The organism is Micromonospora fluostatini (assembly GCF_050410825.1).
GTDB classification, from domain to species: Bacteria; Actinomycetota; Actinomycetes; order Mycobacteriales; family Micromonosporaceae; genus Micromonospora; species Micromonospora rosaria.
The window spans coordinates 5374796-5397619 of the sequence record NZ_CP191251.1 but is presented as its reverse complement, the minus strand read 5'-3'; the positions used below and the strand labels follow the sequence as shown (position 1 = coordinate 5397619).

The window sequence follows — 22824 nt, the reverse complement described above, 5'->3', positions numbered from 1 at the left end:
TCCGCAGTCGCGGATGAAAGGACTGCCCGATGAACGAGCTCACGCTGCCGTCGATCGACTACACGGCGCTGGCTCCGATCCTGATCCTGATGGGGGCCGCCGTCATCGGCGTGCTGGTCGAGGCCTTCGTGCCCCGGGTGTACCGGCACGTGACCCAGCTCGTGCTGGCCCTGGGCTCGGTGCTGCTGGCGCTGCTGATGGTGATCCGCAACGCGAACCTGCGGATCATCGACGGGTCCGAGGAGCGGGTGATCACCGCCGGCTGGACGATCGCCGTGGACGGGCCGACGCTCTTCCTCCAGGGCGCGATCCTGGTCCTGGCGGCGATGGCGCTGCTGCTGATCGGTGAGCGGTCGGTGGAGCGGGGCGGGGCGTTCGTCGCCCAGGCCGCCGTCACCGCCGAGTCCCCGGAGGACCGCCGGCAGGCCGAGGGGCGCGCCGGGGCGACCGAGGTGTACCCGCTGACCACCTTCGCCATCGGCGGCATGCTGATCTTCGTGGCGGCGAACGACCTGCTGACCATGTTCATCGCGCTGGAGGTCTTCTCCCTGCCGCTGTACCTGCTCTGCGCGCTGGCCCGTCGCCGGCGGCTGCTGAGCCAGGAAGCGGCGATGAAGTACTTCCTGCTCGGCGCGTACGCCTCGGCGTTCTTCCTGTTCGGCGTCGCCCTGGTGTACGGCTTCACCGCCGGCATCCCGGGCCGGCCGGCGAACGTCGACTTCGCCACCATCCACGCCGCGGTGAGCGAGTCGCCCGCCAGCGACCTGCTGCTCTTCGCCGGGATGGCGCTGATCGCGATCGGCCTGCTGTTCAAGGCGGCGGCGGCCCCGTTCCACGTCTGGACCCCGGACGTGTACCAGGGCGCCCCGACGCCGATCACCGGCTTCATGGCCGCCTGCACCAAGGTCGCCGCCTTCGGCGCCCTGCTGCGGGTCTTCCACGTCGCCTTCGCCGACGCCGCCTGGGACTTCACCCCGGTGCTCGGTGCGGTGGCGGTGCTCACCATGCTGGTGGGCGCGGTGCTGGCGGTGACCCAGACCGACATCAAGCGGCTGCTGGCGTACTCGTCCATCGCCAACGCCGGGTACCTGCTGGTGGGCGTGCTGGCCCCGACCCGCGACGGCCTGTCGGGGACGATGTTCTACCTCGTCGCGTACGGCTTCTCGGTGCTGGCGGCGTTCGCCGTGGTGACCCTGGTCCGGGACGCCGACGGGGAGGCGACCCACCTGTCCCGCTGGGCCGGGCTGGGCAAGCGCTCGCCGTTCTACGCCGGGATCTTCACCTTCATCCTGCTGGCCTTCGCCGGTATCCCGCTGACCAGCGGTTTCGTCAGCAAGTTCGCGGTCTTCGCCCCGGCGCTCGACGCCGACCAGGCGTGGCTGGTGATCGCCGGTGTGCTGACCAGCATGGTGCTGGCCTTCCCGTACCTGCGGGTCGTGGTGATGATGTGGCTCTCCGAGCCGGGTGACGCCACCCCGACGGTCACCGTGCCGGGCGGCCTGACCGCGGCGGCCCTGACGATCGGGGTGGCCGCCACCCTGGTCCTCGGGGTGGCGCCCGGTCCGCTGCTCGACCTGGCGAACGGGGCGGCCGAGTTCGTCCGCTGACGCGACGACCGACGGCGACGGGGCCGGGCGCCAGCGCGCCCGGCCCCGTCGCCGTCGCCGTCGCCGCACCGTGCAGGTGAGGCGCTCGGGACGCGGTCCGGGCCGGTACCCGGGGGGAGTCGCGCGGGCCACGAGCGGGCTCCCCGGACCGGAGCAGGTAGAGCCAATGTGGCATGGTGGGAGACGTGGTGAATCCGGCTGGCGAGCGTTCAGGTGCCACCGGCTCCGGCGGTCGTCGGAGTCGGTCGGGCACGGGTCAGTTCGGCGCGCTCGGGCTCAGCATCGCCGATCCCCGCGTCGAGTCGTCCGTGCTGGGTGTGCTCGACACCGTCGAGGCGGACCTACGGGCGAGCGTGGCCAGCGCCGACCCGTTCGTCACGGAGGCGGCCCGGCACCTGGTGGAGGCCGGGGGTAAGCGGTTCCGGCCGCTGCTGGTGGCGCTCGGCGCGCAGTTCGGCGATCCGGCCGGCCCGGAGGTCGTGCCGGCCGCCGTGGTGATGGAGCTCACCCACCTGGCCACGCTGTACCACGACGACGTGATGGACGAGGCCGCCGTCCGCCGGGGCGCGCCGAGCGCCAACTCCCGGTGGACGAACTCGGTCGCCATCCTGGTCGGCGACTACCTCTTCGCCCGCGCCGCCGACATCGCGGCCGACCTGGGCCCCGAGGCGGTACGCCTGCAGGCCCGCACCTTCGCCCGCCTGGTGCACGGGCAGATCGCCGAGACCGTCGGCCCCCGCGAGGGCGACGACCCGGTCGGGCACTACCTCCAGGTGATCGGCGACAAGACCGGCTCCCTGATCGCCACCTCGGCCCGCTTCGGCGGGATGTTCGGCGGCGCGGCCCCGGAGCACATCGAGGCCCTCGCCGGGTACGGCGAGACCATCGGGGTGGCCTTCCAGCTCTCCGACGACCTGCTGGACATCGCCTCGGAGTCGATCCAGTCGGGCAAGACACCGGGGACGGACCTGCGGGAGGGCGTCCCGACGTTGCCGGTGCTCTACGCGCTCGCCGCCGACGACTCCGACGCGGCCTCGGTCCGGCTCCGGGAGATCCTCGCCACCGGCCCGGTCACCGACGACGCCCTGCACGCCGAGGCGCTCGGCCTGCTGCGGGAGAGCCCGGCGCTCAAGCGGGCCCGGGAGACCGTCCGCAGCTACGCCGAGGAGGCTCGTACCCGGCTGGCCCCGCTGCCGGAGACACCGGCCCGGCAGGCCCTGGAGTCGCTCTGCGACTTCGTCGCCGACCGGACGAGCTGACCCCACCCGCGCTGCCCGCCCGCCGGGCCGTCGTTGCCCGGCCGGGGCGACTGCCCGATTGAGCCACATACCTGAGCGGTATAAATATTCCTGCCAGGTATGTGTGTCGAAGAAGACACGTGCGCCCGGGTGGCCCCAGCGGCCGGCGAGCGCCCGGGCGGGGGCGGAGGGCTACCCGACCACCCCGGCATCGGCGGCTGCGCCGCTGCGGGCGGCCAGGAGGCGGTGGGCGACGAGCATGAGCAGGGTGGCCAGGAGCATGGCCGCCGCCGCGCCGCTCCACATGGTCGGGTAACCCCACTGGTGGGCGACCGTGCCGAAGACGAGCGGACCGAGGCCGCCGCCGGCGTACACCCCGGTCTGGGTGATCGAGGTGGCGGCGGCCGGGGCCTGCGGATGGAGCCGGACCACCGCGAAGGTCATCAGCCCCGGCCAGGCCCAGCCGAGCCCGAAGCCGAGTACCACGCCGACCACCAGGGGGACCGGGCCGGTCACGGCGAGCAGGCCCAGCCCGCCCGCGCCGACCACGAGCATGCCGGCGATCAGCACGAGGTGGCCGCTGGCGCGGCGGTCGGCGAGCCAGCCGGCGCCGATCCGGGCGGCCACGCAGACCGCGCTGCCGAGGGTGAGGGTCAGCCCGGCGAGCCCCGGATCGAGCCCCCGGGTGACCGAGGCGTCCACCACGAACGTGCCCAGGGCGTTGGCGGCGCCCGCCGCGAGGGTGGCCGCCACCCCGACCATCACCAGGCCGGTGCTGACCGGACCGGCGCGGGTGACGCCGGCCCGACGTGCGGGAGCCCGTTCGGTGGTGACGGCGGGCAGGGCGGCCAGCGCCGCCCCGGCGGCCACCACGAACGCCCACCGCCAGCCGGCGGTCAGCGCGACCGTCGGCACCGCCACGCCGGCCAGCAGCGTGGAGATCGGGATGGCGGCCTGCTTCACCCCGAACGACAGCCCCTGCCGGCGGGGCGGCACGTGCCGGGCCAGCGCGGAGTTGCTGGCCAGTTGGCCGAGGGCGTTCGCCGTGGCGCTGAGCCCGAGCAGCACCACCAGCGCCGGGTACGACAGGGCCAGGGCCGCGATCGCCAGCAGCGAACCGGCGGAGAGCAGGATGCCGCACCGGGAGACCACGGCCGGGCCGTACCGCTCGACCAGCGCGCCGGTGGGCACCGACGCCAGGGCGCTGATCCCGAAGTACGCCGAGACGGCCAGCCCCAGCCCGGCGGGGGAGAACCCGAGGTCGGCGCCCATCTGCACGGCGAGCCCGCCGACCAGGAAGACCGGCAGGACACAGGCGATCGTGACGGCGGTGGCGCCGAGGCTGGCCCGGACCGGCCGGACGGGGGCGGGGTGCGACACGGTGGCGGTCATGATGCAGGCCAACCTACGTGAACGACGTTCGGACCACGGATCGTCGCCACCGGTGTACGCGCTGTCGATATCGATCTGGCATCCTCGACCCGAACAGGCATTTCGCAGAGGGCCGGTTTTTCATATGGTGTAAGTCCCCCGGCGGCGGAGGTGGTTGTGCGCGACCCCCTGGCGGAGCCTTCGGACCTCATCCGGAGTGTGTCCCGCGCGCTACGAGTGCTCGAAGCGGTCGGCCGTGCCCCGCGCGGACTGACCGTCAAGCAGATCGCCCGGCGCTGCGAGTTGACCGTGGCGACCACGTACCACCTGGTTCGGACCCTGGCCTACGAGGGCTACGTGATCCGGCGCGAGGACGGTACGTACATCGTGGGGTTGGAGGTCGCCGACCGGTACCGCGAGTTGGTGACCGCGTTCCGGGGCCCGCCCGTGGTGGGCGAGTGCCTGCGCCGGGCGGCGCTCGACACCGGCTACAGCCACTACCTGGGCCGGTTCGTCGGCGGTCAGGTGGCGGTCACCGCGGTCGCCGAGGGCCCCCGCTCGCCGTACCTGGAGGACCTGGTCCCCGGGTTCGACGAGGGGGCGCACGCCACCGCGCTCGGCAAGGCGTTGCTGGCCACGCTCACCACCGAACAGCGCCAGCGGTACCTGCGCGAGTACGGCATGCGGGCGTTCACCTCGGCGACGCTGACCAGCCCGGAGGCGTTCGAGGTGGACGTGGCCGCCGGTGACCGGCGCGGGATGCAGTTGGAGTTGGGGCAGTTCCGGCAGGGGGTGGCCTGTGCGGCGGTGCTGATCGCCCCGGACAAGGACATGGAACGCCGGACGGTGCTGGCCTGCGCGCTGCCGGCCAGCGAGATGATGACCTCGGCCCGGGTGGTCCGCGCCAAGCTGCTCACCGTGGCCCGCGCGATCGCCGAAGGCCTCGCCACCGACCAGTGAGGACGTAAGGAGGGGCCCCTTGTTAACACCTGGGTGTTAAGAAGGGGCCCCTCCTTACCGTGCGGGCGGGTTCAGCTTCCGATCGGACCGCCGTCGAGCCGCCAGGCGACCACCACGCCCGGCTTGGCGATGTCGCCGTCGGGCCAGTTGGAGGCCGGGTTCTCCACGGAGGCCCCGGTCAGCTCGCCCGGGTGCTGCACGGCCACGAAGACCGAACGGTTGTCGCCGGTGATGAACGGGCCGCAGGTCTCCGCGCCGATCGGCACGGTGAGGAACTGCTTGAGGTGACCCCGCTCCGGTCCCTCCACGGCGGTGGCGAAGAGGCCGTCGTTGCTGCCCAGCGCGTTGCCGTCGGTGGAGATCCAGAGGTTGCCGGCGGCGTCGAAGGCGACGTTGTCCGGGCAGGAGATCGGGGAGACCTTCGTCTTGTCGTACCCGCCGAAGTAGGTCGACGGGTCGGCCGGGTCACCGCAGACGATCGGCAGCGACCAGGCGAAGGTGTCCGAGGTGTTGTCGTTGCCGTCCTCGACCAGCTCCAGGATCTGACCGTGCCGGTTGCTGTTGCGCGGGTTGGCCTCGTCCGCCGGGGGCCGCCCGGCCGCGCCGCGCTCGCTGTTGTTGGTCAGCGCCACGTACACCTTGCCGGTGCGCAGGCTCGGCTCGACGTCCTCCGGGCGGTCCATCTTGGTCGCCCCGACCGTGTCGGCGGCGAGCCGGGTGAAGACCAGCACCTCGGCGGCGGTCATCCCGGGCACGAACGAGCGGGTGCCGCTGACCAGCTTGATCCACCGGCCCCGGCCGTCGAACGCCCCGTCGGCGGGGAGCCTGCCGGAACCGTCGATCTCGGCGGCGCTGGTCTGCTCCAGCTTGGCCACGTAGAGGGTGCCGGACTCCAGCAGACTCAGGTTGTGCTGCCGGGCGGCCCAGGAGTCGCCCCGGCGGTACTTCTTGTCGGAGACGAACTTGTACAGGTAGTCGAAGCGCTCGTCGTCACCCATGTACGCCACGACGCGCCCGTCGCCGGCGACGATCACGTTCGCGCCCTCGTGCTTGAACCGGCCCAGCGCGGTGTGCTTGCGCGGCCGGCTCTCCGGGTCGAACGGGTCGATCTCGACGATCCAGCCGAACCGGTTCGCCTCGTTCGGGTGCTTCGCCAGGTCGAACCGCTCGTCGGCGCGCTCCCACTTGCGGCTGCCACTCGGGTACCGGGCGGTGGTGGAGATGCCGTACCGGGCCAGCTTCGGCTTGACGTCGTCGGCCACCGCGTCGCCGCCGACGAAGTACTGGTTGAAGTTCTCCTCGCCGGAGAGGATCGTGCCCCACGGGGTCATCCCGCCGGCGCAGTTGTTCAGCGTGCCGATGACCACCTTGCCACGCTGGTCGGCGGCGGTCTTCAGCCACGGGGAGCCGGCCGCCGGGCCGGTCACGTCGAACCGGGTGTTGTGCGCGGTGACCCGCCGGTTGTACGGGCGGCGGCCCTTGGTGACCACCTGCCACTCGCCGGTGCCGTCGACCCGCTCGATCTCCACCACGGACATGCCGTGCGCGGCCATCGCCACCCGGACCTGCTCCACCGTCATGGCGTCGAAGGTGGTGAAGCCGGGGAACATCAGGTCCTCGTTGGTGTACTCGTGGTTGACCACGAGCAGCGCCCGCCGGCCCTGCCGGTCCAGCGGGAGCACCCCGACGTAGTCGTTGTTGTAGCCGAACTGCTTCGACTGCCGCGCGGCGGTCTGCCGGTGCAGGTCGAAGGCCGGGGCGTCGGGCACCACCGGGTCACCCCAGCGCAGGACCACCGAGTGGTCGTACCCGTTCGGCACGACCAGGGTGTCGAGCCGGTTCGGCGGGATCGACTTGAAGGTCAACGCGCCGCTGCCGGTGTTCCGCGCGGGGGCGGCGAAGTCGCTGACCTCGGGCAGCACCGGGGTCGCCGGGGCGGCCGGCGCGGCGGCGGCCGGGGCCGCGCCCGCCGCGGCGGCGCCACCGAAGCCGAGGACCAGCGCGCCGACCGCGCCGGCCCGGACCACGTTGCGCCGGGAGACCTCGGCCTGGACCAGGTCCCCGAAGTACGGGTTGTCGGACTGGTTGGGCACCGGGTGGTCACAGGCGTTGCCGCATCGGTACAGGCAGGTCATCGCATCGCGGCTGCCGTGGCGGGGGGTGCCCAGCAGGGGGAGCAGCCGAGGGCGGTCGCTCATGGAAGAGCCTCCTGGAGAAGGGGTCGAGACGCGCCGGATCAACATCCGTCGTGCACCGGCCGGACGTTGCCAGGGCGCGGTGAGCGGTCGTCAGCCTCGACGTGAACCGGATGTGAACACCTGTTCCGGGGCAGCCGGGCTGAGCTGGGCTGAACCGTTGCGGGTCGCGGTACGTATCTCCCGGGGAACGCACCGGCAGGACTCGTCGGAGTCAGGAGACCGCCATCAGCGACCACGACGCCCACCTGCTCCGCGCGCTCCACGACGAGCACGCGGAGGCGCTCTTCGCGCACGCTCTGCGTCTGGTCAACGGGGACCGGCAACGCGCCGAGGACCTGGTGCAGGAGACCCTGCTGCGGGCCTGGCGACACCCGGCGTCGCTGGACCCCCGGCGCGGCTCGGTCCGGGCCTGGCTCTTCACCACCGCCCGGAACCTGGCCATCGACGCCTGGCGGCGGCGGTCCAGCCGGGTCGGTGAGGTCTACACCGACGAGCTGCCCGAACCGCCCCCGGCGGTCGACGAGACGGAGCGTGCGGTGGAAGCCTGGACCGTCGCCGAGGCTCTGAACCGGCTCAGCCCGACCCACCGCGAGGTGCTGGTCGAGTGCTTCTACCAGGGCCGCTCGGTGACCGAGGCGGCCACCCGGCTGGGCGTGCCGCCGGGCACCGTGAAGTCCCGCACCCACTACGCGCTGCGCTCACTACGGTTGGTCCTGGCCGAGATGGGAGTCACGGGATGACCGGGTGCGAGTTCGCGTTCGACGACGGCGCGTACGTGCTGGGGGCGCTGCCGCCGGGGGAGCGGGCCGCGTACGAGCGGCACCTGTCCGGCTGCGCGGCCTGCCGGGAGGCGGTGGCGGAGATCGCCGTGCTGCCCGGCCTGCTCAGCCGGCTCGACCCGAACGCCCTGGACCAGTTCCTGCCGCCACCGGTGGAGCCCTCCCGGGTGCCCGTGCTGCTGGACGCCGCGCGGGACCGCCGGCAGGTCGAGCGGCGGCGTCACCGACGCCGGTACCTCGGCACGGGGCTGGTCGCCGCCGCCGTCGCCCTGGTCGTCGGCTTCGGTGCGGCGACCCTGCTGCCGGACGGGGGGGCCGGCCCACCGCCGCCGGAGATCCGGATGGTGGCGATGCAGCCGGTGGCCGGGGCGGTACCGGTCTCCGCCGAGATCGGGCTGACCGCCACCGGCTGGGGTACCGAGGTGACCATGCGCTGCGGGTACGACGCGGGTGCCGGTCACGGCAAGGCGTACACCTTCCGGCTGGTGGCGCACGGCCCGGACGGCGCCACGGAGCAGATCGGCTCCTGGCTGGCCGCCCCCGGGGACGACCTGCGGCTGACCGGCACGACCCGGTTCACCGGGGCGGAACTGGTCCGGCTCGAACTGCTCCGCGCCGACGGTACCCCGGTGCTCGGCTACGACGTCCGCTGAGCGGCCCCGTGCTGGTCGGCCGCGCGGCCGACGCGTGCGGCGGGCACCCTGGTCAGCGGGGGGCGGGGACCTCGACGACGGCCGACGCCGTCGGGCGGGTGGCGCGGCGGCGGGTCTGCCGCAGCGCGTCCAGGGTGAAGGCGATCAGCGCCAGCCAGACCAGCACGAAACCGGCGATCCGGGCCGGCGGCATCGGCTCGTGGAAGATCAGTACCCCGCAGGCGAGCTGGAGGATCGGGGCCAGGTACTGCAACAGCCCGAGGGTGCTCAGCGGCAGCCGGTTCGCCGCCCCGGCGAAGAGCAGCAGCGGGATGGCGGTGACCGCGCCGGCCAGGATCAGCAGCACGGTGTGCCCGGTGGAGACCTGCCCCAGGGTCAGCTCCGACGACCAGGCCAGCCAGCCCAGGTACCCCGCCGCGGGCAGCGCCAGGGCGGCCGACTCGACCAGCAGCCCCTCGGCGGCCGGCAGCTTGAGCTGCTTCTTCACCAGGCTGTACGTGGCGAAGCTGGCGGCCAGCAGCAGGGCCAGGTACGGCAGCCGGCCGTAGTCCACGGTGAGCACCACCACGGCCACGCCGCCGAGGCCGAGCGCCACCCACTGGGCGACCCGCAGCCGCTCCCCGAGCGCCGTCACGCCGAGCAGCACCGCCACCAGCGGGGTGATGAAGTACCCGAGGGCGGTCTCCACCACCCGCTCGGAGTCGACACCGTAGATGTAGGTGCCCCAGTTGACCGCGATCAGCACGGCGGCCAGGAAGATCCCGGCGAGGGTCCGGGGCCGGCGCAGCAGCGACCGCAGGAAGCCGAGGTTGCGCAGGGCGGCCAGCAGCAGCGCGACGAAGACCACCGACCAGACGATCCGGTGGGCGAGGACCTCCAGCGGGCTGGTCGGGCGCAGCAGCCGCCAGTACAGCGGGAAGAAACCCCAGCACAGGTAGGCGGCGATCCCGTACAGGTAGCCCAGGCGAAGCTCGGTCACGTCGACACCGTAAGGGGTGAGCCGGGGTCCTGTTCCTTTCCGGTGACCGGGCTCACCCGCTGGTCGTACTCCATCCAGTGCTCCGGGTGCACCGGGGCGAAGCCGAGCTTCGCGTACAACCCGTGCGCGTCGACGGTGGCCAGCAGGATCCGCCGTACGCCGAGGCAGGCCAGGTGGTCCCGGACCGTACCGGCCAGCCAGGTGCCCAGGCCGCGACCCCGCTCGGCGCGGTCGACGTACACGTCGCAGAGGTAGGCGAAGAGGGCCCCGTCGCTGATCACCCGCCCCACCGCCACCTGCCGGCCGTCCCCCGGGCGGTAGACGCCGAAGGGGATCGAGCCGGCGAAGGCCCGCCGCGTCGTCTCCCGGTCCCGCCCCAACGCCCAGTACGCGTCGGTGCTGAGCCAGTGGTGCACCAGGTCCAGGTCGAGGCGCTGCGGGTCGGTGCTGAGCAGGTAGCCGTCGTCGCGGGTCAGGTCGGTCACCCGGTCACGCTAGCCCGCGCCCCGTCCCCGGCCACCAGTCAATTTCCGTCAGGTGGCCGGGGCGGGGCGGCGGATCAGTCCCGGTCCAGCAGGGCGCCCAGCACCCAGGTGACCACGCCGACGAAGAGCGCGCCGAGCACCGCCGCCGGCCAGAAGCCGTCCACCTCGAACGGCAGCCCGACCTGACCGGCGATCCACCCGGTGAGCAGGAAGAGCAGACCGTTCACCACCAGCGCGATCAGGCCGAGCGTCAGCAGGTAGAAGCCGCAGCCCACCACCTTGATGATCGGCTGGAGCACCGCGTTGACCACCCCGAAGATGACCGACACGAGGACCAGCGTGACGACCGTCTCGGTGGTCGACGCCGCCGGCAGGTCGATGCCCGGGATCACCAGGGTGGCCAGCCACAGGGCCACGACTGTCGAACCGAGCCTGATCAGAAGACCTTTCAACGAATCCATGGCCGGGATGGTGCCACGGACCTGCGAACGATCTCTAACTCAGCGGCGGGCGGGCCGGCCGACCACCTGCGACTCGATCGGGGTCGGGGAGAGCAGCGCCCAGCGCAGCGCACGCCGGTTGACCACGGCGACCATGTCCTCCCGGATCCGGGTCAGCCACCCCGCCGACCCGCCGAGCCCCAGCGCGGTGCCGGCCAGCGCCGCCTCGCCGGCGTCGAGCGGTTGCAGCACCGCCAGGTCGGCGCGACCCAGCGAGTCGACGTCCGCGACGGTCAACTCGTCCCGGACGACGAGGCTGGTCTGCCAGGCCGGACCGGGCCCGGGGTCGGCCGGCACCGGGCCGGCGTCGACCACCAGCAGCAGCGGTCGCAGCGGCGAGCCCGGCGGCCCGCCCGGCGCCCGGCCCGGCGGCAGCACCGGGATGGCGCCGCCGGGCGAGCCCACGCCCCGGACGAACGACTCCCACGCCCGGGGCCGGCTGGTCTGGACCGCCACCCGGGCGCCCAGCGCCATCGCCCGCAGGGCCATCAGTTGGGCCGCGCGGACCCCGCCGACCAGCACGATCCGGGTGGGCTCGGGCCGGAAGACCCGGACGGTCAACGCGCCGCCGTGCCGGTTGGCGCCCATCATCAGACCCGCGTCGTCCAGGGTCAGCTCCAACTCCTGCTCCGGCTCCCCGGTGCCGGGCCCACCGGTCGGCGGGCCGAACCCGGAGACCGCGATCGGGAGCGTCCCGGCCAGCCCGGTCAGGTGCTCCCCGTCGAGCCGGCGTACCTCGCCCCCGAGCGTCGTCACCAGCCGTCGCAGCGCGGCCCCGGCCGTCTCCAACTCGGCCGTCGTCCACCCGGCCACCCGCACGGTGAGCTGGGTGCGGGTGGTGGCCGCGCGGGGGCCGGCGGAGAGCGTGACGGTGGTCGCCGCCGCCGGCAGGGCGAGCATCCGGGAGACCAGCCGACGCCCGCCGTCGGCCCGCAGGTCCGGCCAGCGGCGCAGCCGGAAGGTGGCCTGCACCAGCGGGCCGGTCCGGACCGCCTGCCAGGTCTCCTGCGTCGGCTGGCCGTCGTCGAGGTGGGCGCACTCGGCGAGGACGCGCAGCGCGGCGTGCTCCCCGAGCGGTCGGGCGGGCACCGGGCCGAGCCGGCGGACGATCCGCCGGAGCACCCCGGCCAGCGCCCGGCGCAGGTCCTCGTCGGACCACCCGTCGGCCCGCAACACCCGGACCGCCAGCACCGCCCGGCCCTGGGCGGGCAGCCGCCCGTCGGTGAGCTGCCGGTACGACGTCGCCGCCGTCGCGCCCCCGGCGGTCGCGGTCGGTGCCGCAACGCCGCTGAGCAGCAGTTGGATCCGGACCGGTGGGCTGTCGACGGTGGCCGGGGGCAGCAGGCTCACCGGGGCGGGCAGCCGTTGCCGGCCGCCGCCGAGCAGGTCGCCCGGGTCGCCCACGTCCAGCAGGACGCTCAGCCCGGTCGCGTCGTCCACCACGGCGGCCGGGCCGCCACCCAGTTCCACCGAGCGCAGCCGCGCGCCGGGGGAGACCAGGTCCAGCAGGTCGGCCGGGCCGGAGGTGGCGGGCAGCGCCCGCCGGCGGGTGGCGTACCCGAGCCCGACGACCAGCCACTCGAAGAGCCACCGGCCCCGCAGCCGGATCCAGGCACCGCCGACCAGCAGGCCGGCCCCGGCCAGGGCGGCCAGCACCGGCCCGGTGCCCCGTCCCAGCGCGGCGACCGGCACCGCCAGCGCCACCTGGACGGCGACGAGTTGACCCGCGCGGATCCGCGCGTCCGGCCGGTGACCGCCGGGCATCCACTGTGCGGGGAGGGGCTGCCGAACCGCCTGGGTCGGCGGGCCGGTCGTGGTCGCCGTCACCGCGCCTCCTGTGCCGATCGTCCGGTGGCGTCTGTCGATGCGGCCCATCGTAGGGCCCGGACGGCCGGTCCGTTGTCCACAGGAGAGCACCCGGGGTAGCACAACCGCGATCGGCCGGCTACCGTCAGCGACGAACTCGTGCCGACCCGTACCCGCCGCGGGTGCGACCGGTGGGTCCGCCCGTGGACGCGCCGCCCGGCCGACCAGGACCGAGAAGGAGAGGTGACCTCCGGGTGTCCCAGACCCAGGCGGAAGCCGCGGTGATGCAGACGACCGCCGCGAAGTTCGACCAGGTGGACCAGTCGTTGCAGAGCATGCTCAGCGGCCTGATGGCCGAGCTGGAGGTGCTCCAGCAGGCCTGGCGTGGTGCCGGCGGCAGGTCCTTCGCGCAGGTCAAGCAGCAGTGGTCGCAGGACCAGGCCGCGTTGCAGCGGGCCCTGCGGGAGACCGCGCAGGCGATCCGCACCGCCGGCCAGCAGTACGACGTCTCCGACTCCGAGGCCGCCGGCCGGGTCGCCGGCACCAACCGGGGCGGCATCCAGCTTCCGCTCTAGTCGCCGCGAGGTGCCCTCCCGCCACGGGAGTCTCGCCCGGACCGAAAAGGGGAACCACCCGATGGACAATGGTGTGCTGGTCGTCAACTTCGCCGCGCTGCAACAGGCCAGCGCGGACATCCAGCGGGCGTTGAACACGCTCGACTCGCAGCTCGGGCAGTTGGAACGGGACGCCGCGCCGCTGGTCGCCAGTTGGGCCGGCGAGGCCCAGCAGGCCTACCAGGTCCGGCAGTCGCGGTGGCGCTCGGCCTCGCAGGACCTCCAGGCCATGCTGCGCGACATCAAGGTCGCCGTGGACGACTCCGCGGCGGACTACCTCAACACGGAGAAGCGCAACGTCGGCCTGTTCCAGTGACGGCGGTGGTGGTGCCGCCCGGTGCCACCACCCCACCCCCATCCGAATGACCAGAACGAGCCCGCCGGGGTCGCCCCGGTGGGCTGGCCGCCGGTCCGGCGGCCCTCCGGCTGCGGGCCGGGCCGGGGACCTCGGGCGGAGGCGGCTCAGGTCGGCCCGGCGGGCCGCCACCGGCGACGCAGGCCGCGCGGCAGCACCACGGCGAGCAGCACGACGCCGGCCACACCCGCCGCCGTGACCGTGGCGACCAGCACCGCCCGGTCCCGGGCCGCCGCCCGGCGGGCCTGCCGGGCCACCAGCGCCGGGTCGGGTTCGTCGTCGGCCAGGGCCAGTGCCGGCGCGGGCCGGGCGTCCGGCGCCCCGGCGGTCTCCACCACGGCCCGGTACGGGTTCAGCACCCCCACCCCGTACCCGGCTCCGCCGCCCGGGGCGGGATCGGCGGTGGCGAGCAGGCGGCGCGCCACCTCGGCGGCGCTCAGCCGGGGCCGGTACTGCCGCACCAGCGCGGCGGTGGCCGCCACGAAGGGGGCCGCGTAGCTGGTCCCCTCGGCCCGCCGGTGGCCCTGGCCGGGCGCGGCGAGCAGCACGTCGCTGCCCGGGGCGACCAGGTCCACGTACGACCCGGTCTGCGAGAAGTCGGCGCGGGTCCCCGAGGGGTCGATCGCGCCCACCCCGAGCACCCCGTCGTACGCGGCCGGGTACGGCACCGGGTCGCCGCTGTCGTGCAGGTTCCCGGCGGCGGCCACCACGACCACGTTCCGGTCGACGGCGTACCCGACCGCCGAGCGGACCGCCGGGTCGTCGACGTACAGCACCACGGACAGGTTGATCACGTCGGCGCCCCGGTCCACCGCCCACCGGATCGCCCGGGCGAACTCCGCCGCGCCGACCGTACGCCCCGACTCCCGGCCCTCGACCACCTGCTGCTCGCTGACCCGTACCGGCAGGATCCGGGCGCGGGGCGCGAGCCCCCGGAAGGCCACCCCGGGGTGCGGGGCGGCGGCGATGATGCTCGCCACGCCGGTGCCGTGCCCGGCGCAGTCGCGGGTGCCGTCGCCGCCCGGGTCGAGCAGGTCGGTGCCGTCGAGGACCCGCCCGGCCAACTGGGGGTGCCGCCGGTCGACTCCGGAATCCACCACGGCCACGGTCACCCCGTCCCCGGTGGCCAGTGGCGACAACCGGTCCGGCGCGTACCGTCGCTGGGGCCACGGGGCCTCGGCGACCGGTCGGGCCGGGGCGACCGGGCTGGCGCACCCCGGCGCGGCGCGGCCCGCCGGCACCGGCCCGCCCGCGAGGCCCGACGGGCCGTCGGCGAGGATGGTGACGGGGCTCGCAGCGGCGGCCGGCGGGGCGTCGGCGTGGGCCGGTGGTGCGGTGCCCGGGACGGCCGTGGCCAGCGCGGCCAGGGCGGTCAGAACCGGCCGCACGGCGCACCGGAACATCGATCGCCTCCGCCTCGTGTCGGCTCCGGAACAGGATGTTATCGCCTGTGTGGTCGGTGCACGGACCGCTGCCGGCCTTGCCATTGTGATCTTGTTACTACCTTGTAGGTTGTTAGGCGATGCCTATGGCTCGCGCGCGGGAGGAGAGGTGGCCGTGACCGGATGGGAGCCGGCCACCGAGGCCGAGGTGGCGATGCGCGACGCGTTGCGCGCCAGCGACCAGGAGCTGTACTTCCAGATCCTCGCCCGGACCGACCTGCTGCTGCCCGTCTCCCAGACGACCGCCGGCCCGGCGGCCGGCTGGGGCACCTGGACCACCGGCGGTCGGACCCACGTGCTCGCGTTCACCTCCGCCGCCGCCCTGCGGGCGTCCCTTGGGGAGAACGCCGGCGCCAGCCGTCGCTCCGGCTACGCCGAACTGGCCACCGGCTGGCCCAACCACGAGTGGTGGCTCGCGGTGAACCCGGGCCTGCCCATCGAGGGGTACCTGCCCGCCTGGTTCGTGGCCCAGCTCTCCCGGGGCGACGTCCGGTTGCCCGGCCGCACCATGGGCGCCCGGGCCCGGCTGGAACGGGTGGAGTCGCTGGCCCGCGCCCGGGCCGGCGTCAACCCCGCCGGCCGGGACACCCCGGTCGCGCCGGCCGCGCGTAACCCGGCCGTTCCGCCGGCCCCCACCGACCGGCCCGAGGAGCCGCCGACGACGGCGATGCCCCGACCTGCGGCCACCGTCGGGCCGTACCCGTCGAGCGCGTCGGTCCCGGTGGACGCCGGACCCGCGACGGCGTCGGCCCGGCCGCACCTGCCGACGCGGGGGGCCGGTGAGCCGCCCCCGCCGTCGCGCTACGGCCCACCCATGGAGAGCCCCGCCCATCCCCTGACCGGGAATCCCGGCCAGCCCACGGCCGCCGGGGGTGCCGGCCCGCCACGGTACGGCAGCTCCGCTCCGCACGGGGGTGAGCGTCGCGAGCCGGAGGCCGTGCCGTACCCCGACGGGCCGTCGCGGGGCTCCGCCGCCGCGCCGGCCCCGGGCACCCCGGCGACCGACCCCGGCCGCGCCGCCCCGCCGCCGGTCAACGGCTGGCTGACCAGGCCGAGCAGTTCGGCGGCGAGCAGCCGGCCCGCACCGGCGGAGCCGCGCCCCGACCCCCGGCGTCCCGGCGGCGAACCGTCGCTGTTCGAGCCGTCGCCCCGACGTGCCCCGGCGGTCGAGCCGCCCCGCCCCACCCAGCGGGCCAACCCACCGTCCCGCAGCGGTCTCGGCGGCCAGCCGTTCCCCCGACGTCGACCCGCCGGGCCGGCCGGTGGCGACGAGCCGACCCGGGCCTTCCAGTTCGGTCCGGCCGACGAGGAGGCCACCAGGCCCTTCGCGGCCGGGTCGGCCGGCGAACCGACCCGCGCGTTCCACGCCGGACCGACGGCGGAGGAGCCGACCCGGGCGATGCCGTTCGGGCCGGCGGTCGGAAAGCCCACCCGCGCGGTCCCGTCCGGGCCGGCGGACGAGGAGGCCACGAGGGCGTTGCGGCCCGGTACCCCGGCGGAGCCGACCCGGGCGTCGCGGCCCGACGTGGCGGCCGAGGAGGCGACCCGGGCCCTGCCGCTGCCCGCCCGTCGACCGACGGAGCAGGAGACCGGCCGGGCTTTCCGGCCGGGTACCCCGCCGGAGGAGGTCACCCGCCCGCTGACCGTGTCGCGGGCCGAGTCCTCGCCGATGGCGGAGGTCACCCGCCCCTTCGCGGCCTGGCAACCCTCGTCCGGCGCACCGGCGGCGGACGCCCCCATCAGCCCGACGAGCCCGGCCGCTCCGACGAGCCCGGTCGGCGGGGCCGGGACGGCCGGTGGCGGGCCGGGCAGTGCCGGCGAACGGACGGCCTGGCTCGGCACGGCGGCTCCACCAGCACCGTCCGCGTCGGCACCGTCCGCGTCGGCACCGTCCGCGTCGGCACCGGCCGCGTCGGCACCGTCCACGTCGGTCACGCCCGCACCGGGCACCTCGCCGTCGGGCACCTCGCCATCGGACACGTCGGCACTCGGCACGTCGCCACCGGCCACGTCGGCATCGGGCACGGTGGCATCGGGCACGGTGGCCACGTCGCCGTCGGCCGTGCCGGGCGTGACCACCGGCGGCGTCGGCACGTCGGCCACCGGCCCGGAGCGGGCCGCCGCCGGGGCACCGGACACCGGTGCCGGGGCGGGCAGCCTGTGGGAACCGGCGGCGGCGCGGCGGCAGTCGATCGACCCGGCGGGCCCGGAGCGGAGCGCTGCTCCGGAGCCGACCCCGGGGCAACCGGCGGAGCCGACCCAGGAGCTGGGCGGGTCGGCCGCCGCGCCGGTCTCCGGGGCACCCGCGTCCGGTCGGACCTTCACCCCCATCGTGATCGAGGGCACGATCGTCGAGGCCCGGGACGTCCCGGCGGACGGATCCGCAGCGGCGACCGGTGCCTGGCCCGGCGTCGGGAACCTCGATCCGGCCCTCGGGACGGAGCCGGCGCCCCCGGCCGATCCGGCGGCCCCAGCCGCCCCGGTGCCACCGTCCCACCCGGTGCCACCGTCCCACCCGGTGTCACCGTTCCACCCGGTGTCACCGTTCCACCCGGTGTCACCGTCCCACCCGGACTCTCTGGCCGACGAGGCGACCGACCAGCCGCTGGCGGGGGCCGTCGACCTGGCCGCCCCGCCCGAGCCGGTCGAGCCGGCCGTCGCGCCCGCTTCGGCGGCAGGCCCGGTGACCGGCGGGGACGGGGCCGGAGCAGACGTGCGGGCCGCGGAGACGGCAGCCGCAGAGACGGCAGCCGCGGAGGCGGAGGCTGCGGAGGCTGCGGCTGCGGAGGTGGCGGCTGCGGAGGCTGCGGCTGCGGAGGCGGCGGCGTTCCAGCCGGCGAACGACGTCGAGGAGGAGCTGCTGGCCGCCGCCGGTAGTGGCAGCACCGACAGCTTCCTCTCCACCCTGTTGCTGGCCCGGGTGCTGCTGCCGGTCGCGCCGGACTCCGCGCCCGGCAGCCGGCCCGGTGAGCCGGGCTTCGTGTGGCGTACCGAGCGGCTCGACGGCGAACCGTACGTGGTGGTGCACACCTCGCCGGAGCGGCTCACCGACCACCACACGGTGACGGTCGAGACGGTGCTGGTGAAGTTCGTCCAGTTGATCCGGCGCTGGCCCGACGAGGACTGGTCGTTCGCGGTCAACCCCGGCACGCCGATCGGCGCGAAGCTGCCCGGCGAGCAGATCGTCGGGCTGGCCAACTGGGCCGCCGAGGTGGGGCTGGGCGACGACACCGGACCCGAGCCGGAGCAGCCGGAGCGGGTCGGGGCCGACGAGCCGGTGAGCCGGCCGCGTCCCGCCCCGTCCGACGACCCCAACCGGCCGGTGGTCATGCAGAAGGCGGTGGCCCCGAGCCAGCTCGCCTACTACCTGGAGCGCGGCTACGACCGGGTGTCCGGCTTCGTGCACCGGGCCAGCGAACTGGCCCACCTGACCACCCCGGCGCACCTGCACGACGCGCTCGGGCTGGCGTACCCCGAATCGCCCTTCGCCCGGGACGCGGACGAGATCTACGTGCTGCGGTGGCCGGCGCACCGGCCGAGCCTCTACCGCATCCCGTACGGGGGGCAGAACGAGGACGCCATGCGGGCGATGGAGGGCTGGGTGATCGAGCGGCCCCCGTTCCGGGGCAACGGCTTCGCGCCGGGGGAGAGCAGCGACGTGGTCGCCGAGTTCAAGGTGGACAGCGCGCGGCTCCCGCACGGGGCCCAGCTCTGCCGGATCGGCGCGGACGGCACCGAACGGGTGGTCGCCGTCCTGGACACCGACGCCCTGCTCTGGCGCCGGGCCGGTGCCTCGTGACCCGGGTCGGTGCTGTGATCAGGGGCGGTGACGGCTGATGCGCGACGGTTACGTCGCCCGGTGGCGCGGGCGGGAGTACCAGGCCAGCCCGGACGGCGACGACGTCCGGCTGTACCAGCCCGAGCCCGGGGACGGGTTCGAGGAGGTCCGGCCGGGCCGGTACGTGCGGGTGCTGCCCGCCCGCGACGTCGAGGACCTGGCGTACGTGCGGACGACGTGCACCTGGCAGGGACAGCCCTTCATCGTGCTGGCCGAGCACGACGGCTGGCTGCGGGTCGAGTACACCGGTGGACGGTGGCCGGTGGCCCGGGCGATGGGCCTGGAGGTCTTCGACTTCGGCGTCTACCAGGGCTGGGCGCCCCGCAGCGACGTCGCCGACCTGCGCGAGCAACGGCTCTGAGCCAGCCCGGCCGGGGCCGGCCGGGTCAGGACTTCGTCCAGCGCAGGACCTCGCCGAGCACCACCTCGCGGGCCTCCAGGTGCGGGAAGTGGCCCACGTCGTCAAGGAGCCGCCACTCGTACGGGGCGGTGACGTACCGGCCGGAGCCCTGGGCGGTACGCGGCAGCGAGGCGAGGTCCAGCGCGCCGTGCAGGTGCAGCGTCGGGGTGACCAGGGGCCGCTGCATCAGCTTGACGAAGCGGTACCCGTGCAGTCGCAGCACCGAGCGGAACGCCCAGCGGTAGCCCTCCAGCGCGCAGAACGCGGCCTGCGGGATCTGCATCGCGTCCCGGTAGTGCCGGGCGTACCCGGCGAAGTCCGGCCCGGCCACCCAGCGGGGGCCGCCCCAGCGGCGCAGCATCTCCTCCACCGCGGCGGCGTCGTCGCGGGTCAGCACGTGTTCGTACCGGGGGATCTGGAACTTCAGGGCCGGGGTGGAGGCGGCGAACTGCCCGCGCGGGTCGGCGAAGATCGCCGCGCGCAGCCGCAGCGGGTGTGGCGCGCCGAGCACCACCAGCCGCCGGACCAGGGACGGGTGGAACGACGCCACCGTCCAGGCCACCATGCCGCCGGCCCCGGTGCCGACCACGGTCGCGGAGCGCTCGCCCATCGCCCGGATCAGGCCGGCGATGTCGGCGGCGAGGGTGTACCCGTCGTACCCCCGGGGTGGCTTGTCGCTGGCGCCGTAGCCCCGCAGGTCGACGGCGACCGCCCGGAAACCCGCGTCGGCCACCGCCGGCAGCATCTCGTGCCACGCCCACCAGTGCTCGGGGAAGCCGTGCAGGAAGAGCACCAGGGGGCCGGTCCCCGCCTCGACGACGTGGAACCGACTGCCGTTCGCGCCGACGAACCGGTGCGTCCACGGCCCGTCGGTCAGCACGCAGGACTCGTCGACGGGGCCGCGACGCTGCTCGGTCATGGTTGACAGCCTAGGACCCCCGCGCAGCCCCGCCCACGCGCCAACCCCGGTGGTGGCCGGGACCGCCCCCCGGAGGGCCGCTGACCGGCCCTGAACGGGCGCTGCCCGGGCGGTTGAACCCGCCCGGGCAGCGCTGGTCGTGCGACCGATCAGTGACTCAGGAGAAGCGGACCTTCAGGGAGGTGCCGTTCTCCTCGACGACCCGGATCTTGGTACCGGTGGCGGGGAGCTTGACGCCGTGGTTCGGCAGCTCCGCGTACCAGTACTTCTTGGTGTCGTCGAACAGCGGCTGGGCCGCCTGGCCACGGATGTACTGCGGCTGGCTGTTCAGGTGCAGGGTGAACGAGTCCGCCTTGCGCAGGCTGAACGGGGCGTCGTACACCTGGATCCGGGACCGCCACGGCTGCCCGGTCAGGTTGTAGATCGGCTGGGGCCGGGAGTCGATGATCAGGTTCCGGCCCTCACCCGGGTGGGCGAAGGTGTCGTTGTCCGCCCAGCGGGTGTTCCAGTACGAGATCAGCAGGCCCTCCTGGTACGCGTAGTGGTCCACGTAGTCGGGCTTGGTGTTCGCGTACCCGAAGAAGTACGGGCCGGTCTTGAGGTACTTGTCGTACGAGACGTACGACCGGTGCCCCGCGATGTAGTAGTTGTCGAAGAGCCGGGTGTAGGTCTCCTCGACGATGCTCCACCCGCGCAGGGTCCAGTCACCCGGGCCGCTCTCGCCGCCGTCGACGGAGACGGCCGTCCCGTCGGCGGTCACCGTCAGGGCGTCACCGAAGAAGCCACCGCTGGAGACCCCGCCGTCGGTCTGGTACCGGAGCCGGACCTGCGTCACCTGGCCGGCGGCGAAGTCCAGCGGGAGGTTGATGTCGACCCACTCGCCGCCGCTGCTACCGTCCAGGGCCGGCCGCGGGTCAGAGTTGGAGATCGGCGGGATGGGCGCCCCGTTCACCGTGCCGGCCAGGGACGTCCAGGTCGTGCCGCCGTCCACCGACGCCTCGAAGAACAGGTAGTCGTAGTTCTCCTCGATGTCGTAGCGGCCCTTGAGGGTCAGCGCCGCCGACGACTTGCCGGTCAGGTCGACCGTCTTGGTGAGCGTGTTGTTGAGGTCGTCGTCGTTGCCCGAGAAGAACTGCTTGGTCCCCTCGAACGGCGCGCCGTTGTCGAAGGTGTACTCCCGCTGCGGCAGGACGACCACCGCGGCCTGCGGCTTGTCGGAGTTGTACTCCTGCGGGCCGAGGTTCAGGGTCTTCTTCTGGCCGGCGACGACCACCTCGTAGTCGAGCCAACCGAGCTGGAGCTTGTTCCAGGCGCCGAGGTCGCCGCCGCGCTCACCGATGCCGCCGTCGTTCTTGCCACCGAGGCGGCTCTGGGCCATCAGGGTCCAGTGCTCGTTGTTGTTGTCCCCGCCGCTGAGGATGTTGTAGTCGTCCGGCAGGCCGAGGTCGTGCGCGTACTCGTGGTAGAAGACGCTGCGGCCACCGTTCTCCGGCTGGATGGTGTAGTCACCGATCCAGACGCCGGTGTTGCCGATCTGCGTGCCACCGGCCGGGAAGCTCGGCGGGCCGGTCTGGCCGATCTGCGTGTTGTAGGCGTACCACCGGTGGCTCCAGATGGCGTCCTCGCCCTGGATCGGGTCGCCGTCGGCCATGTCGCCACCGGCGTGCACGATCTGGAAGTGGTCGATGTACCCGTCCGGCTCGTTGAAGTCACCGTCGCCGTCGTGGTCGTACCGGTCCCACTTGTCCATCGCCTTGACGTCCGCGGCGATCTGGGCGTCGGTCCGGCCCTGGGCCTTCTGGTCGACGACCCACTGGTTGGCCGCGTCGCGGACCAGGTCCCAGACGTTGTCGCAGACGTTGTCGGAGCAGACGGCGGGATCGCCTGTCGGGTCGTCGTCGCCCTTCGGGTCGCTGGACCGGCCGTAGCGGGCCTCGTTGTACTTGACCTTGACCCAGTTGGTGACCGTGCCGTCGACGCTGTAGCGACCCGACGACTGGGCCTCGTAGTACTGCTTGACCGACTCGTCGCCGCGTCCGGTGCCGAAGTAGAGCTTCTCGAAGTACTCACGGCTGTAGTCCGGCTGCCAGACGGTGGAGTTGTCCACCGCGCGGTTCGGCTCCGGGATCTCGTTGTGCAGCGGCCCGTCGAACTTGGTCGGCCCCGGGACGCTCGGGTTGGTGTCCTTGTCCGGGTAGTCCGGGTGCCGTTCGTTGCCGAACTCGGCCAGGATCACGAAGATCTCGTCGGTCTGCTCGCGGGACAGCTCGACGTACTGGTCCTTCTGCTTGCCGGCACCCACCCGGGCGGACCGGGCGGTCGCGGCCCCGGTCGGGCTGCCGGCGGCCTCGCCGACCTTCACGACGGTGCTGCCGTTGATCCGCTGGGTCTCGAGCCGGCCGGAAAGGACGTCGCTGAGCCCCTTCTGGCGCAGCGCGCGCCGCTTGTCCTCCAGCGGGTTGGGCAGGTCGTGCTCGGCGTGAGCGGACTCAGCGGCCGACGGGGCGGCCACCGGCGAGTCCGGCTGGGGCGCGGCGGTGGCGGACGAGGCCGCGACCAGTCCCGTCGCTGTCAGCGAGAGCCCGAGCAGACCCACTGCGACTTTGCGCACGTGGTACCTCCGGTGTGAGGGAACCGGCCCTACGGGGGTTGTACGAGCCGGCGGAAATTGATCCCACTC

General features: G+C 74.2%; 18 protein-coding genes. 9 read left to right on the top strand and 9 right to left on the bottom strand.

Going from position 1 to position 22824, the window contains the following annotated elements; translation table 11 throughout:
- Positions 1 to 29: 29 nt before the first annotated feature.
- Together nuoN and ACQUFX_RS23830 are read left to right on the top strand one after the other, a co-directional pair.
- The gene (gene nuoN, locus ACQUFX_RS23835; protein WP_428962517.1) at positions 30 to 1607 is read left to right on the top strand and encodes an NADH-quinone oxidoreductase subunit NuoN; all 1578 of its coding nucleotides are present in this window, start codon (positions 30 to 32) and stop codon (positions 1605 to 1607) included.
- Between the two features lie 173 nt (positions 1608 to 1780).
- Positions 1781 to 2866: a polyprenyl synthetase family protein gene (locus ACQUFX_RS23830; protein WP_428962516.1), complete on the top strand. Its 1086-nt coding sequence runs from the start codon at positions 1781 to 1783 to the stop codon at positions 2864 to 2866.
- 171 nt (positions 2867 to 3037) lie between these two features.
- On the opposite strand, the gene ACQUFX_RS23825 is transcribed toward ACQUFX_RS23830, so the two are convergent.
- Complete coding sequence (locus tag ACQUFX_RS23825) at positions 3038 to 4237, bottom strand: MFS transporter (RefSeq protein ID WP_428962515.1); 1200 nt, start codon at positions 4235 to 4237, stop codon at positions 3038 to 3040.
- Between the two features lie 156 nt (positions 4238 to 4393).
- On the opposite strand from ACQUFX_RS23825, the gene ACQUFX_RS23820 reads away from it, so the two are divergent.
- Positions 4394 to 5176 (top strand): IclR family transcriptional regulator, encoded by a 783-nt coding sequence (locus ACQUFX_RS23820; protein WP_428962514.1) that lies wholly within the window; start codon positions 4394 to 4396, stop codon positions 5174 to 5176.
- Positions 5177 to 5247: 71 nt separating this feature from the next.
- Here the strand turns inward: ACQUFX_RS23820 and ACQUFX_RS23815 are convergent, their stop codons facing one another.
- Positions 5248 to 7374, bottom strand: a complete 2127-nt coding sequence (locus ACQUFX_RS23815; RefSeq protein WP_428962513.1) for a PhoX family protein — start codon at positions 7372 to 7374, stop codon at positions 5248 to 5250.
- Positions 7375 to 7619: 245 nt separating this feature from the next.
- Between ACQUFX_RS23815 and ACQUFX_RS23810 the strand changes: the two genes are divergently transcribed.
- Positions 7620 to 8114: a sigma-70 family RNA polymerase sigma factor gene (locus ACQUFX_RS23810; RefSeq protein WP_428967054.1), complete on the top strand. Its 495-nt coding sequence runs from the start codon at positions 7620 to 7622 to the stop codon at positions 8112 to 8114.
- A complete protein-coding gene (locus tag ACQUFX_RS23805) occupies positions 8111 to 8806 on the top strand; it encodes an anti-sigma factor family protein (protein WP_428962512.1) in 696 nt (231 codons plus the stop codon). Before ACQUFX_RS23810 ends, ACQUFX_RS23805 begins: the two co-directional genes overlap by 4 nt.
- 52 nt (positions 8807 to 8858) lie before the next feature.
- Here ACQUFX_RS23805 and rarD read toward each other — a convergent pair whose 3' ends face one another.
- The 4 genes from rarD to eccE all read right to left on the bottom strand — a co-directional run bounded on the left by rarD (position 8859) and on the right by eccE (position 12597).
- Positions 8859 to 9785: an EamA family transporter RarD gene (gene rarD, locus ACQUFX_RS23800; RefSeq protein ID WP_428962511.1), complete on the bottom strand. Its 927-nt coding sequence runs from the start codon at positions 9783 to 9785 to the stop codon at positions 8859 to 8861.
- A complete protein-coding gene (locus tag ACQUFX_RS23795) occupies positions 9782 to 10270 on the bottom strand; it encodes a GNAT family N-acetyltransferase (RefSeq protein ID WP_428962510.1) in 489 nt (162 codons plus the stop codon). Before ACQUFX_RS23795 ends, rarD begins: the two co-directional genes overlap by 4 nt.
- A 74-nt stretch (positions 10271 to 10344) precedes the next feature.
- Positions 10345 to 10731 carry a phage holin family protein gene (locus ACQUFX_RS23790; protein ID WP_067361635.1) on the bottom strand — a complete coding sequence of 129 codons (387 nt, stop codon included), beginning with the start codon at positions 10729 to 10731 and terminating at the stop codon, positions 10345 to 10347.
- Between the two features lie 39 nt (positions 10732 to 10770).
- Entirely contained in the window at positions 10771 to 12597 is a 1827-nt protein-coding gene (gene eccE, locus ACQUFX_RS23785; protein WP_428962509.1) for a type VII secretion protein EccE, read from the bottom strand.
- Positions 12598 to 12830: 233 nt separating this feature from the next.
- On the opposite strand from eccE, the gene ACQUFX_RS23780 reads away from it, so the two are divergent.
- Both ACQUFX_RS23780 and ACQUFX_RS23775 read left to right on the top strand, forming a co-directional pair.
- Entirely contained in the window at positions 12831 to 13151 is a 321-nt protein-coding gene (locus ACQUFX_RS23780) for a WXG100 family type VII secretion target (protein WP_067361629.1), read from the top strand.
- Between the two features lie 61 nt (positions 13152 to 13212).
- A complete protein-coding gene (locus ACQUFX_RS23775; protein ID WP_428962508.1) occupies positions 13213 to 13506 on the top strand; it encodes a WXG100 family type VII secretion target in 294 nt (97 codons plus the stop codon).
- 146 nt (positions 13507 to 13652) lie between these two features.
- Here the strand turns inward: ACQUFX_RS23775 and mycP are convergent, their stop codons facing one another.
- Positions 13653 to 14933, bottom strand: a complete 1281-nt coding sequence (gene mycP / locus ACQUFX_RS23770; protein WP_428962507.1) for a type VII secretion-associated serine protease mycosin — start codon at positions 14931 to 14933, stop codon at positions 13653 to 13655.
- A 169-nt stretch (positions 14934 to 15102) separates the two neighbouring features.
- Here mycP and ACQUFX_RS23765 point away from each other — a divergent pair, with 169 nt between their 5' ends.
- Together ACQUFX_RS23765 and ACQUFX_RS23760 are read left to right on the top strand one after the other, a co-directional pair.
- Positions 15103 to 18786: an SseB family protein gene (locus tag ACQUFX_RS23765; RefSeq protein ID WP_428962506.1), complete on the top strand. Its 3684-nt coding sequence runs from the start codon at positions 15103 to 15105 to the stop codon at positions 18784 to 18786.
- A 34-nt stretch (positions 18787 to 18820) separates the two neighbouring features.
- Complete coding sequence (locus tag ACQUFX_RS23760) at positions 18821 to 19186, top strand: hypothetical protein (RefSeq protein ID WP_067361620.1); 366 nt, start codon at positions 18821 to 18823, stop codon at positions 19184 to 19186.
- Positions 19187 to 19211: 25 nt separating this feature from the next.
- On the opposite strand, the gene ACQUFX_RS23755 is transcribed toward ACQUFX_RS23760, so the two are convergent.
- The gene (locus ACQUFX_RS23755) at positions 19212 to 20144 is read right to left on the bottom strand and encodes an alpha/beta fold hydrolase (protein ID WP_428962505.1); all 933 of its coding nucleotides are present in this window, start codon (positions 20142 to 20144) and stop codon (positions 19212 to 19214) included.
- A gap of 157 nt (positions 20145 to 20301) precedes the next feature.
- A complete protein-coding gene (locus ACQUFX_RS23750) occupies positions 20302 to 22740 on the bottom strand; it encodes an immune inhibitor A domain-containing protein (protein WP_428967053.1) in 2439 nt (812 codons plus the stop codon).
- Positions 22741 to 22824: the final 84 nt, after the last annotated feature.

Bases quoted from the DNA above. Each gene is read 5' to 3' on its own strand.
- nuoN (WP_428962517.1), top strand. From the start codon at position 30: ATGAACGAGCTCACGCTGCCGTCGATCGACTACACGGCGCTGGCTCCG.
- ACQUFX_RS23830 (WP_428962516.1), top strand. From the start codon at position 1,781: ATGGTGGGAGACGTGGTGAATCCGGCTGGCGAGCGTTCAGGTGCCACC.
- ACQUFX_RS23825 (WP_428962515.1), bottom strand. From the start codon at position 4,237: ATGACCGCCACCGTGTCGCACCCCGCCCCCGTCCGGCCGGTCCGGGCC.
- ACQUFX_RS23815 (WP_428962513.1), bottom strand. From the start codon at position 7,374: ATGAGCGACCGCCCTCGGCTGCTCCCCCTGCTGGGCACCCCCCGCCAC.
- ACQUFX_RS23805 (WP_428962512.1), top strand. From the start codon at position 8,111: ATGACCGGGTGCGAGTTCGCGTTCGACGACGGCGCGTACGTGCTGGGG.
- ACQUFX_RS23790 (WP_067361635.1), bottom strand. From the start codon at position 10,731: ATGGATTCGTTGAAAGGTCTTCTGATCAGGCTCGGTTCGACAGTCGTG.
- ACQUFX_RS23775 (WP_428962508.1), top strand. From the start codon at position 13,213: ATGGACAATGGTGTGCTGGTCGTCAACTTCGCCGCGCTGCAACAGGCC.
- ACQUFX_RS23755 (WP_428962505.1), bottom strand. From the start codon at position 20,144: ATGACCGAGCAGCGTCGCGGCCCCGTCGACGAGTCCTGCGTGCTGACC.